This window comes from Streptomyces sp. URMC 123, assembly GCF_051386515.1.
Taxonomy (GTDB): domain Bacteria; phylum Actinomycetota; class Actinomycetes; order Streptomycetales; family Streptomycetaceae; genus Streptomyces.
In genome coordinates this window covers 1-12,296 of sequence record NZ_JBPQTV010000189.1, presented here as the reverse complement: position 1 = coordinate 12,296, position 12,296 = coordinate 1, and the positions used below count along the sequence as shown (strand labels likewise).

The following is a 12,296-nucleotide window of genomic DNA, read 5'->3' as shown; positions in this document are numbered from 1 at the left end:
AGATGCCGCCCCCGCCCCCGTACCAGCCCGGTGCGGCGCCGCCGCCCGCCGGTCCCGCGGCGGGCACCGGCTGGGACCCGGTCGGGGCCGGCGCCGACCCCCGCGGGGGCGTGCGCGCGGCCGCGCCGTCGCCGCCCGAGGGGCCGCCCGTGCGGCTGCCCGGCTCGCAGGTGCCCATAGGGCCCGGGCCGCGGGCCGGCGAGGCGCGGGATCAGCAGGTCAGGGGCGGTAACGGGGCCACCACCGGATGGGTGCGGCCCCCCGGCGGGCTCACCGGCGCGGGCGGCGGGCTCGCCCCGGGCGGGCGCCCGGTGCCGGGCGGGCCGGGCGCGGGCCCGATTCCGCAGCCGATGACGGGCGGCGCGGGTGGTGCGGGTGGCGCCGCCGGTGCAGGCGGTGCAGGCGGTGCAGGCGGTGCTGGTGGCGTCGGCGGTGCGGGCGCGCCGCTGCCGCCGCCCGTTCTGGACGGCGCGGCGGCGGCCGTGGCGGGGCTCGGCCCCGGGCCCGGCGCCGTCAGCGCCAACGCGGGCGCCGGACCGGTCGGATCAGCGGGACCCGTCGGATCAGGTGGACCGGTCGGATCAGGCGCACCAGCCGGATCGCGTGGGCCGGGCGGACCGGCCGGGGGCGTGGGCGGAGCCGGGGGAGCGGCCGTCGTCGCCGAACCCCGCCGGGCCGGCGACCCGGCCGCCGCGCGCACCGGAGCGCCCGGCGCCGGCGCCGCGCCCGGCCACTGGCGCCCCTGGCGGTTCCGGATGTCCAACGACGTATGGGGCACCCCGGTGGTCGCCGGGGAGCTGCTCTACGTCACCTCCTTCGAGGTGCACGCCCTCGATGTCACCACCGGGCGGCGGCAGTTCAAGACCCGCGACGTGGCCTGGGCCATGGCCGTCGCCGACGGCCGCATCCACGCCTCCGACGGCCCCACCCTCTACGCGCTCGACGCCGCCGACGGCAGCGAGCGCTGGCGGCTCGGCACCGACGGCTGGGTCTACTCCCTCAAGGCCGACCGGGGCACCGTCGTCACCGGCACCCGGGGCGGCGGCGTCCAGGCGTGGGAGGCCGCCAGCGGCGAGAAGCTGTGGGAACTCGCCGGCGCGCAGGCCGACTTCGAGACCCCCGAGTCGGGCCCGGTCGTCCACGACGGCACGGTCTTCGTCTGGTCCGACGGCCGGCTGCGCGCCCTGGAGGCCCGCACCGGCCAGGAGCGCTGGTCGTACCCCGTCGGGGACGCGGCCTCCTGCGGCGGTGTGCCGATCCGGCTGCTGCACGCCCCCGACGGCGCGGTGTACGTCTCCGCCGGCACGCGTGTGCTGGCCATCGATGTGGCGCGCGGCGAGGTGCGGTGGCGCTTCGAGGCGCCCGCCGTCTTCCTGAGCGCCCCCGCGTACGCCCCGGGGCCGGCCGTCACCGGCGGCGGGGTGTACATCGCCGACTACCTCGGCACGGTCTACGCCCTGGACGCCGCCGACGGCCGGGATCGCTGGCGCATCGCCACCGAGTCCCGCCAGTCGATCGAGCCCGTGCTCGTCGAGGCCGGCGCCGTCCACGTCGGCAGCGGCAGCGCGCTGTACACCCTGGACGCGGTCACCGGCACGCCCAAGTGGCGCTTCGCGGCCAAGGGCGAGGTGATCGGCTCGCCCGTGATCGCCGACGGCCGGGTCCACTTCGGCTCCGCCGACCACTGCCTCTACACCCTGGACGCGGGGGGCGGCCAGCTCCGCTGGAAGCTCGCCACGGGCGGGGAGATCACGGGCTCGCCGGTGGTGGCAGGCGGTGTGGTGTACGCGTGCAGCAAGGACCGCTGTGTGTACGCGCTGGACGCGCTGAAGGGAACGGGGCTGGCCCGCCGCTGAGCGGGCGGGGCGGGCCGGCCGCGTGGGGTGTCGTACGGCGCCGGGGCGCGGGCCGGCGTGTGGGCGTACGGCGTCGGGTTCGGCCGGCCGGTGATCTTACGGCGTCGGGCCGTGCGGCCGGTGCGTACGGCGTCGGGCCCGGCTCTCAGTGGCCCGCCAGGGCGCGGGCGAGTTCCCGTTCCGCCCGCTCCCGGGTGGCCGCGGCGGCCGCCGGCTGGTGCCGCAGGAACGCCGCGAGGAACTCCGCCCGCAGGGCCGGCGGGTACTTCTCCTCGGCGAGGAACGGCAGGTCGTTGGGGACCATGGCGCGCGCCACCAGCAGGGGCACGTCGCTGTGCAGGGGCCGGAACGCCGGGTTGCGCAGTCCGGGCCCGGGGTGGCCGGGGAAGAACTCGCCGAGCATCATCCCGGCGGCCACGTAGAGCGGCTTCGCCCGGTCGTGCACCCGGATGAGGGTCCGCGTCGGCACGCCCGGCAGCACCAGGACGATCGTCCTGTCGGCGGCGTGCCGCCCCGAGACCGGCTCCATGGCCGACCAGTGCTCCTTGAGCGCCAGGGCCGCCGCGTACAGGTCGTCCTCGTCGCGCACGGCGGGCTCCGCCAGGGCGAACCGGACGAGGTCGAGCCGCAGGGCCGGCGGCACGAAGGGGCAGACCGCCCCCTTGCGGCCCAGGTCGGGGTGGGGGCGGGCGATGTGGCGCGCCACCCAGTCGTGCACCGGGCCGAGCAGCGCGTGTCCCGCCGCCTCCCGCTGGTCGTGGAGCCGGATCGCGGTCGTCTCGCGCAGTGCCTCGCGCATGGCCTGTTCCCCCCAGACGTGCCACCTGTGGACGTGCACTGGGGTAAACGCCGCGGAGGGCCGGGGGAGTTGGGTGGTTCGGGTAATTTGGTGTCTTTACGCGCTACATCGTCATACGTCGGGATGAGGGGGCGTACGTCGGGGCCGGGGCGGCCGACGGTCGGGCGACGGCGGGCGGTCCGGAGTCAGGCGACGGCGGTCCGGAGGCCAGGCGGTCAGACGACCGCCGTCACCAGCGCGGACCCGAACTCCGTGAGCAGCAGCGCGGAGGCCGCCAGCAGCAGGGCGCCCGCCGCGGCCAGCAGCGCCCGGAAGCCCCGTACGCCGATGCGGTGCCGGGCACGCGCGACGACCAGCGCCAACAGCGCCTTGCTGCCGACCAGCAGCGCGTAGAAGCCGAAGAGGAAGGAGCCGGCCGGCAGCGAGCCGTGGCGCCAGGCGGCGACGAGGAGGGGAGCGCCCGTGGTCAGCCAGAACAGCCACGGGTGGGGGCTGAGGATGTTGGCGAGCACGCCCTGCCAGAGGGTGCGCCGGGCCTGTGGCCGGGCCGCGGCCGCGTCCGGGGCGGGCAGCTCGGCGGTCCTCGCGTCCCGCAGGGTGGTCACGCCCAGCCAGAGCAGGAACAGCCCGCCGACGACGCCGCCCCCGGAGATCACCGGGTCCGGCAGCATGGCCAGCACGGTCACGGCCAGCACGATCACGGGGAGGTCGGTGAGCAGGGGGACCGCCGCGACCCGCAGGCCCGTGCCGAGGCCGCCGCGCAGGGTTCCGGTGAGGACCAGCGCCATCAGGGGTCCGGGGCTGATCCCCGCGCTGAAGCCCAGCGCCACTCCCAGAGCCAGCTCGCGCATGCCGTTCCCCTCCCGCTCGTCCTGCTCGTCTCGCTCGTCCTGCCCGTCCCGCTCGTCCGGTTCACACGGCGGTGGCCTTCGCCCGCTTTCACCCGCCTTAGGGGTAAACCGCGCCCTTGGGCGGAAGGTTGCTCGACGGGGGTCGCGCGGTGGTGGGGGGCACGCCGGCGCGGGGTCCTCGTACGCGCCCGGCACGTTCCGTACGCGGCCGGGGGACCCGTACCGGCCCGGTCCGCCGATCACCCGGGCGGCGGCGCTCCCCGCTCGCGGGCGGCTGCCGGGGGGCTCGCCAAGACGGCCGTCGCACCGGTCAACGGAAGGGGTTGTGGACGGCGGCCGCCGTTGTCGCCCCCGTCGCCGACGCTACGCCGCGCCCGCCCGGCCCGCCACGCGAGGCGCGCTCGCGCCGGGCGAGGGACACTGGTGTCCATGAGGGACCTCAGCAGGCTCCGTGCCTGGTGGTACCACCGCCAGGGACTGGACGGCAGTCTGCGCGGGGCGACCCCGGCCGAGGTGCTGGCCCGCACCGGCTGGGCCCGCTCCGTCGGCGGCTGCGGTCCGTATCTGGGGCTGTTCGCCCGGGCCCAGCTGGCGCGGGAGACCGTCGACGCGGCCGTCGCCGCGCTGGAGATCCACGAGCTGCCCTCCGCGCGGGGCTGCGCCTATGTGCTGCCGGCCCGGGACTTCGCCCTCGGCCTGCGGGTGGCGGCGGCCGCCCCGGAGACGGAGATCGCCGCGGCCCGCAAGCACCTGGGCGTCGGCGAGACCGAGGTCGACGAGGTCTGCGCCGCGGTGCTGGAGGCGCTGGACGCGGCCGAGGGGCCGCTCGACCCCGCCGCGCTCCGGGCAGCGACCGGCGGCGCGGTCCGCGATCTGGGCGAGGCCGGCCGCAAGCGGGGGACGGCGACCACCCTCACGCTCGCCCTCGGCCTGCTCCAGGTGCGCGGAGCGATTCGCCGCGTGCCGGCCAACGGCCGCCTGGACCAACAGCGTTACGGGTACGTGCGCTGGGGCCTGGACCTCGGCGCGTACAGCGACGAACAGGCGCGCGTCGAGCTGGCCCGGCGCTACTTCGACTGGGCCGCGCCCGCCTCCCTCCAGCACTTCCGCTGGTTCTCCGGGCTGACCGTGGCGGCGGCGCGGGCCGCGCTCGCGGAGCTGGACCTGCGCCCGGTGGGCGGTGACGGTGGCGTCGGTGACGGCGCCGTCGGCGGTGAAGGAGCCGGCGGTGATGGTGCCGGCGCGGAGCTGCTGCTGCCCGCCGACCTCGTCGAGGTGTACGAAAACTTCGAGCCACCGCGGGGGCCGGTGTACGCCCTGGTCGCGGGCGTCGACGGCATTCATCTGCTGCACCGCGACTTCCCCCGGCTGATGGACCCGGGTGTCGCGGAGCGCCCCGCGCCCGGTGACCTCCAGGGCCGTCCGCTGGGCGCGCTCGCCGACCCGCCCACCCATCTGATCCTGGACCGCGGCCGGCTGGTGGGCCTGTGGGAGTACGACACGGTGGACCGCGGGATCGTCTGGCACGCCTTCGGCCGGGAGGACGCCGCGCTGGGCCATGCGATCGCGGCCACCGCCGCGTTCGTACGCGAGCAGTTGGGGGACGCGCGCAGCTACTCGCTCGATTCGCCCAAGAGCCGGGAACCGCGGGTGGCGGCGCTGCGTCAGCGCTGACGGGGACCCACGGCGCGGACGTGTCGCGCGGACGGGCCGACGCGACACCGTTGATCAGCAGATTTGGGGGCGGGCGAGCCACGGGCTAGCCTGTCGTGCGCCCGTCAAGAGTCCGATCTTGGCGCGAATCTTACTGTTCAACGGGGGTTGTTCCATGCGTAGCCGTAGCCGTCATGTCCGCGCCGTTGCCGTGGCCGCACTGGTCGTCGTCGCGCTCACCGGTGCCCGCCGGTCGGGCGGCGGCGGTTGCGACGACAGCCCGTCCGGCTCCGGGGGCTCCGGCTCCAGCTCCTCCTCGGGCGGTTCGGGCTCGACCGGCGGCTTCTCCTCCGGCGGCGGCAGCACCACCGGCGACTCCTCCGCCGGCAGCTCGTCGAGCTCCTCCAGCGGCGGCATCAACATGCCGGCGCCGTCGCGCCCGTCCACGTACGACCCCAACGCCCTCGGCGAGGTGCGCGGCGCGAACTGCCGCTACGACCAGGGCGAGCGGAAGCTCAAGTACGACCTGACGGTCACCAACTCCTCGTCCAACCAGTCGTTCAGCTACTCCATCACCACCAAGTGGACCGAGGGCGGCTCCGGCACCGGCCGGCTGATGGGCTCCGACTTCAAGTCGGTCACGGTCGCCCCGGGCCAGAGCCAGACCGTCACGGCGGACTCGTTCTACACCAACAGCAGCGGCAAGAGCGTGTATTACACGTGCAAGGTGGACCGGGCGACGAAGTTCCGCGCGAACTGATCCGCGTTCCGCGCGAACCGATCCGCCGAGCGGCCGCGCTCGTACGGCGACGGCCCGGCAGGAACCCCTGCCGGGCCGCGTCTTTCCCGATCGGTCACTGAGCGGAGCGCTCCGCCGGGCCGGAGACATCGGGAAGGCCGGCCTGTGCGGTGTGACCGTCCTGGGTGCTCGCCGCATGGGCGAGGGTCGTGTGGTTGTCGGCCATGGCCGGAGCGGCGGCTCCGCCAGCTATCGCCGCCGCGATGGCGAAGGTGACGAGGATTCTCTTCGGGTGGGTCATTGCCACTCCTTTACGGGGGTAACGGTGCCGCTCTGGTACCGAACTTGAGGGCGCTGTGTGCGCACGCGCTGGGATCGATGGTCGAAGTTGTTCAGGGTGGCGTAGGACCGCACCGGTGAACATGACGGGACCGCGGCGGCTCCCCCTCCGCGCCGCCGCGGCCTTCCCCCCGTCAGGGGCTACTTACTTGCCCCCTTCGTCCGTAGCGTGGTTGTCCTGCATGAGCACGGCAGGAACCACGGGAGCTGTCGACACGGACTGAGCCGACGGAACAACGGGAGCCTTGGGCACAGTGGCACCCCCGCCATTGGCTCCCCCGCCAGTGGCGTGATTGTCCTGGGGTACCACCCTGACGCCGCCCCCCGTCGCGTGGTTGTCCAGCGGAGTTCCTTCGCTGGACGTACCGCCCTTCGGCGTGTTCTCTGCACCCATTGGGGATCACTCCTGTTTCTTTACGGTCGGTCGATACGCCCGACCGGCGACTCCCCCGTGGGTCGCCGGGCGGACGTACCAAAGCCGCTCACCTTAGTGGTGGGGGCAATTGCCGATCCGTCTGCCCCCCGACGCGGCGGATCGGCACTCATAAGAGTGCACCGGGGCGATGAACGATCGATAAACGCCCACGACAACACACCGCAGGGGTGCCATGGGCACCCCTGCGAGCTGTGGTAATGCGTTCTGTGTGTCAGTCGGCGGTCATGCGACAGCCGCCGGCGCCAGCAGTCGGCGCACCTCGGAGACCTCGGGGGAGTCCAGCCGCTCATGGATGGCGAGCGCCTCCTGCCAGCAGACGCGGGCCCGATCCTTGTGCCCGATGCTGTGCAGCGCCCGCCCCAGGACGGTCAGGATGTTGGCCCTCCTCCAGTCCCCGCCGATGCTCCTGACGGACAGGGCCTGTTCGGCCTGCTCCGCGGCGAGGGCCGGTTTGTTGTCGATCAGGTGCAGTTCGGCGATACGGAAGTGGGTCATGCCCTCCCACAGCCGCTGGCGGCTGGCCCGGAAGACCGTGAGCGCCTCGGTGAGGTGGTGAAGGGCGGCCTCCAGGCGGCCGGCTTGAGTCAGGGCCAACCCCAGCACGTAATGGCCGTTTCCCAGGCGCATCTTGACGTCGAGGCGCTGATAGATGTCGAGCCCTTGCTCGGCCAGAGTCACCGCGCTCGCAATGCGCCCGGCCTGTATGCGCGTGCGGGCGAGGTTGCCCAGGGCACTCGCCTCGGATATCTGATTGCCGTCCGCGCGAAAGGTCTCGAGCGCCTTGGTGAGATAGTGCGCGGCCTCCTCATGCCGGTCCCGATAGATCGCGATGATGCCGCGGTCGTTGTAGGCGTAACCCGTGGCCAGCGGGTCCCCGGCGACAATGCCCAGCGTCAGCGCCGCCTGGGCCTCCTGGTCGGCGGCATCGAAGTTGCCCGCGAGGCTGTACACATTGGTCAGCGCCGCGTGAGCCCGCGCCTCCGCCTGGGCGTCTCCCGCCTCCCGTGCAGCCTGGGCCAGAGCCTTGGTCGCCTCCTCGTACTGCCGCGAGTCCGCACCCGACTCCGCCAAGTCCTTGGCGGCCATCAACAGATCCACCCCGCGCCGCAGGAACGCCGGGTCCGTCGACCGATGCGCACATGCCAGCAGGCAACGGGCCTCCAGGAACAGCCACTCCAGCGCCTCCCGCTGACAGCCGAAGGTCAGCCCCGGGCGCCCGGTGGTCGCGAAGTGATCCAGCAGCCGGTCGCCCGGCCGCTCCACGGCGATGACCGCCGCCGCCGAGGCCAGGTAGAAGTCGAGCAGGCGCGACATCGCCGCCTCCCGCTCGGACGGCGGCTGCTCGTCCCGCTCCGCGCACGCACGCGCGTAGAGCCGTACGAGGTCGTGGTACCGGTAGCGCCCCGGCGCGGCGGACTCCAGGAGCGAGGCGTCCACCAGGGACTCCAGCAACTCCTCCGCGTCGTACGGGTCCAGGTCCAGCATCGCCGCGGCCGCCGCGAGGGAGATGTCGGGGCCGTCGGCGAGCCCCAGCAGCCGGAAGGCGCGGGCCTGGGCCGGTTCCAGCTGGGCGTAACCGAGTTCGAACGTCGCGCGCACGGCGAGGTCACCCGCCTGGAGCTCGTCGAGCCGGCGCCGCTCGTCGGCGAGCTTCGCGGCCAGCACCGACACCGTCCACGTACGGCGCGCCGCCAGCCGGGACGCGGCGATCCGGATGGCCAGCGGCAGGAACCCGCAGGCGCCGACGACATCGAGCGCCGCCTCCCGCTCGCTCGCCACCCGCTCCGCCCCCACGATCTTGGTGAAGAGCTGGAGCGCCTCCTCGGGGCTCATCACATCGAGGTCCACCAGGTGCGCGCCCGCCAGATCCACCATGCGGATGCGGCTGGTCACCAGCGCGGCGCAGCCCTCCGTACCCGGCAGCAGCGGCCGCACCTGCGCGGCGTCCCGGGCGTTGTCGAGGAGGACCAGCAGCCGACGGCCGTCGAGCAGCGAGCGGTAGAGCGCGGCGCGCTCGGCCATGGAGTCGGGGATGGCGGAGTCCGGGGTGCCCAGGGCGCGCAGGAACGCGCCGAGGACCGCCTCGGGGTCGGCGGCGCGGGCGCCCGCGCCCTGGAGGTCCACATACAGCTGGCCGTCGGGGAAGTGGGCGCGGGCCGCGTGGGCGACGTGCACGGCGAGCGTGGTCTTGCCGACGCCGCCGATCCCGGCGACGGCGGACACGGCCATCACCCGCCCCTCGGACGTGGCGAGCTGGTCGCTCAGCTCGTGCACGAACGCGGCGCGGCCGGTGAAGTCCGGGACCGTGGCGGGCAGCTGGGCGGGGCGGACGATCGTCTGCCGGGCGCCGCCGCACTCGGCCGCGGACAGGGCGGGCACGGCCAGGGCGGCGTCGCCCTGGAGTATGCCCTGGTGGAGCTCGGCCAGCTCGGCGCAGGGGTCGACGCCGAGTTCGTCGTCGAGCAGGCGGCGGGTGTCGGCGTAGACGGCGAGCGCCTCGGCCTGCCGTCCGCTGCGGTAGAGGGCGAGCATCAGCAGACCACGGAGCCGTTCGCGCAGCGGGTGCGCGGCGGTGAGCGCCGTGAGCTCCGAGACGGCTTCCGCGTGCCGCCCGGCTTCCAGGTCCATGTCAAGCTTTGTCTCGATGAGCTGGAGCCGCCACTCCTCCAGGCGCGCGCGCTGCGTCTCGGCGTACGGGCCGGGGATACCGGCCAGCGGCTCACCGTCCCAGAGCGCCAGGGCGCTGCGCACCAGCTCGCGGGCGCGGGTCCGGTCGCCGCCGCTCCGGGCCTTCTCCGCGTCCGCCACCAGCTGCTCGGCGGCCGTCAGGTCGAGGCCCCCCTCGCCGGTGTGCACGGCGTACCCGCCGGCCTCGGTGACCAGCGCGTCGGCGTCGCGGCCGAAGGCCCTGCGGAGACGGGAGGCGTAGGTGCGCAGCGTGGCGAGGGCGCGCGGCGGGGGTTCCTGCCCCCACAGGGCGTCGATGAGTTCGTCGGCGGTCGCGGTGCGGCCCCCGCGCAGCAACAGGGCGGCGAGCAGAGCCCGTTGCTGCGGGGAGCCGGTGGGCAGCGGCTGGTCGCCGCGCCAGGCGCGTACGGGTCCGAGGACCGTGAAGCGCAGGTGAGGGCCGCCCGGGCCCTCGTCGGTGCTGTGCTCGGTGCCCGGCCACGGCCGCAGCTCTCGCTCCCGCCCCTGGTCGGCCGGCGTCTGAGGTGCCCGCGTCGCGGGGCGGCCTCGCGAGCCGCTGCCACCGTTCATCGCTGCCCCCTGCTGTCAGAGTCCTGTCGCACAGGCCAGTTTGCCTTGTCGGCGAGGGCGGCGTCAGTAGGGACAGCGGCCTCTCGCCACCGGTGTCCCCACGGTCGGCGGGGACGTTCGCGGAGATTTCTGATGAAAGGTCAGGAGGGCGGGGGCCTCGTGGGCACACCTTAGCGGCAGACGTGTCAACCCGGTATGCCCTGCCGGGCGATGACGGTCGCTGGGGCTGTCTCTGTGGCTGCCGCTGGGGTTGCCACTGGGGCCGCGGTCGTCGTCGTGCCAGTGGTCGCGGTCGTGGCTGTCGCCGTGGCCATGGCCGTCGTCGCCGCGAAGTGGATCGTGTCGGCCGCCACCGCGCCGGCCGCCGCGGCCACGGCCGCGCCCTGCTCCCAGCGGCTGGTGAGGTCCCCGGCCGCGTACAGGCCCCGGACGCTGGTGGCCCGCCCCTTGTCGACGGCGACATAGCCGGCGTCGTCCAGGGCCAGTCCCAGGGTGCGGTGGAGCCGGGTCACCAGCGGCACCTGTTCCTGGGGGAGGTCCCACAGCAGGGTCTGCCGGGGAATCCGGGTGCCGTCGGCGCATTCGACGGCGTGCAGTTCCCCCTTCTCGTGGTGGAGGCGGGTGATGTCGGCCAGGACGAGGTCGCTGCCCTGACGGCGCAGGGCGGCGCGGGTCTCCTCGGCCCGCTCCATGCCCGGGGGCGCGATCGCGATGACGTCGTCCGACCAGGCGCGGAAGGCGGTGGCGGCGAGGGCGGCGTACGCGGGCCGGCGGGTGACCAGCCCCCAGGTGCGGCCGGTGTTCTCCCAGCCGACGCAGAACGGGCAGTGGATCACCGTACGCCCGTAGCACTCGGCGAAGCCGGCCACGTGCTCCGGGTGGACGTCGCGGACGCCGGTGGCCAGCAGCACGGCCCGGCCGGAGGCGGCCGAGCCGTCGTCGAGGCGCACCTCGAAGCCGCCGTCCGGCAGCGCGACCACGTCCTCGACGGTGGCGTCGCGGCGGTCCGCGAGCCCGTAGCCGTCCAGCTCCTGCCAGGCCCGCGCCCGTACCTCGGCCGGGGAGGCGCCCTCCAGGCCGATCACCCCATGGGTGCCGAGGGAGGCGTCGTTACGGGGTGGGGCCGGGGACTCCACGACCAGGGTGCGCTGTCGATAGCGGGTGAGGGCCAGGGCCGCCGTGAGGCCGGCCGGGCCGCCGCCGACGATCACCGTGTCGTACGGGGTCGGGTGCGCGACGCTGTCCATCGAGGCCCTCCTGGAGGGGGTTCGGCGTAGGGGATCGCGTGACCGACGGTCATGCTAGGGCCACGGGCGGCGTTCGCCTGCGTCGACCGTCCCGGTTTGGCCGAGGATGCGCGCCGTGGCGGGAAACGTACCTTCGGGGCGTGGGGCGGCCTTGTGCGGCGCGAGGCGCCCTTGTCTGATGGGGCGTCAGATACGAGGATGACCGGGTTCGCCGTGGTGGGCACCGCGGTGGGCGTCGAAGCCTTTCCAGCGAAGCGAGGGGGCGGTCGGGACATGGGCAAACTCGACGGGCGGGTCGTCATCGTCACCGGCGCGGCGCGCGGCCAGGGCGAGCAGGAGGCCCGGCTGTTCGCCGCGGAGGGCGCGCGGGTGGTGCTCACCGATGTGCTGGACGACCTGGGCGAATCGGTGGCCAAGGACATCGGCGAGGACCGCGCCCGCTACCTCCGGCTGGACGTGGGCAGCGAGGAGGACTGGGCCGCCGTGATCAGGGACGCCAAGGAGACCTTCGGCGCGGTGCACGGCCTGGTGAACAACGCGGGCATCGCCCGCTTCGGCGAGCTGGCCGACACCTCCCTGGAGGACTTCGAGCAGGTGGTCCGGGTCAACCAGACCGGCACCTTCCTGGGCATGCGGGCGGTCGCACCCGAGCTCGCGGCGGCCGGCGGCGGCACCATCGTCAACATCGCCTCCCTGGCGGGGCTGCTCGGTCTGCCCCATCTGATCTCCTACACCGCCACCAAGGCGGCCGTGATCGGCATGACCCGGGCGGCCGCGGTGGAACTCGCGCCCCGGGGCATCCGGGTCAACGCGGTCTGCCCCGGCGGCATCGACACCCCGATGGCCAACCCGGGCGGCGCCCCCCTGGCTGACCTGGACGGCTTCTACCGCACGCTGGTCCCGCTCGGGCGGATAGGGCGGGCGAGCGAGGTGGCCGCGCTGGCGCTCTTCCTCACCTCCGACGACTCCTCCTACATCACCGGCCAGCCGTTCGTGATCGACGGCGGCTGGACGGCCGGGGCGAGACTCACCCCGGAGGCGGCAGGCGTGACCAACCCGCCCTCGCCCGGAGGGGCCTCCTCCTGACCGGCGCTGCCCCCGGTGGGAGGGAACCGGGG

At 74.6% G+C, this 12,296-nt stretch carries 8 protein-coding genes and 1 pseudogene; 4 read left to right on the top strand and 5 right to left on the bottom strand.

Translation table 11 applies throughout. From position 1 onward, the window contains the following. Positions 1 to 494 precede the first annotated feature (494 nt). Positions 495 to 1,856: pseudogene (locus tag ACSNOD_RS20680) on the top strand (outer membrane protein assembly factor BamB family protein); the annotation flags it as partial. A gap of 145 nt (positions 1,857 to 2,001) precedes the next feature. Here ACSNOD_RS20680 and ACSNOD_RS20675 read toward each other — a convergent pair. Beyond that, positions 2,002 to 2,655 (bottom strand): DUF6875 domain-containing protein, encoded by a 654-nt coding sequence (locus ACSNOD_RS20675; RefSeq protein WP_436768478.1) that lies wholly within the window; start codon positions 2,653 to 2,655, stop codon positions 2,002 to 2,004. A gap of 215 nt (positions 2,656 to 2,870) precedes the next feature. Next, positions 2,871 to 3,506 carry a LysE family transporter gene (locus tag ACSNOD_RS20670; RefSeq protein ID WP_436768477.1) on the bottom strand — a complete coding sequence of 212 codons (636 nt, stop codon included), beginning with the start codon at positions 3,504 to 3,506 and terminating at the stop codon, positions 2,871 to 2,873. Positions 3,507 to 3,935: 429 nt separating this feature from the next. Between ACSNOD_RS20670 and ACSNOD_RS20665 the strand changes: the two genes are divergently transcribed. Both ACSNOD_RS20665 and ACSNOD_RS20660 read left to right on the top strand, forming a co-directional pair. Next, on the top strand, positions 3,936 to 5,180 hold the full coding sequence (locus tag ACSNOD_RS20665) for a DNA glycosylase AlkZ-like family protein (protein ID WP_436768476.1): 1,245 nt from the start codon (positions 3,936 to 3,938) through the stop codon (positions 5,178 to 5,180). 154 nt (positions 5,181 to 5,334) lie between these two features. Further along, entirely contained in the window at positions 5,335 to 5,919 is a 585-nt protein-coding gene (locus tag ACSNOD_RS20660) for a hypothetical protein (RefSeq protein WP_436768475.1), read from the top strand. Positions 5,920 to 6,013: 94 nt separating this feature from the next. Here ACSNOD_RS20660 and ACSNOD_RS20655 read toward each other — a convergent pair whose 3' ends face one another. The 3 genes from ACSNOD_RS20655 to ACSNOD_RS20645 form a co-directional block, all read right to left on the bottom strand. After that, positions 6,014 to 6,199 (bottom strand): hypothetical protein, encoded by a 186-nt coding sequence (locus ACSNOD_RS20655; protein WP_436768474.1) that lies wholly within the window; start codon positions 6,197 to 6,199, stop codon positions 6,014 to 6,016. A 696-nt stretch (positions 6,200 to 6,895) separates the two neighbouring features. Then, positions 6,896 to 9,931 carry a BTAD domain-containing putative transcriptional regulator gene (locus ACSNOD_RS20650; protein ID WP_436768473.1) on the bottom strand — a complete coding sequence of 1,012 codons (3,036 nt, stop codon included), beginning with the start codon at positions 9,929 to 9,931 and terminating at the stop codon, positions 6,896 to 6,898. A gap of 185 nt (positions 9,932 to 10,116) precedes the next feature. Further along, positions 10,117 to 11,178: an NAD(P)/FAD-dependent oxidoreductase gene (locus ACSNOD_RS20645; protein WP_436768472.1), complete on the bottom strand. Its 1,062-nt coding sequence runs from the start codon at positions 11,176 to 11,178 to the stop codon at positions 10,117 to 10,119. A 273-nt stretch (positions 11,179 to 11,451) separates the two neighbouring features. Between ACSNOD_RS20645 and ACSNOD_RS20640 the strand changes: the two genes are divergently transcribed. Then, complete coding sequence (locus ACSNOD_RS20640) at positions 11,452 to 12,264, top strand: SDR family NAD(P)-dependent oxidoreductase (RefSeq protein WP_436768471.1); 813 nt, start codon at positions 11,452 to 11,454, stop codon at positions 12,262 to 12,264. Positions 12,265 to 12,296 lie beyond the last annotated feature (32 nt).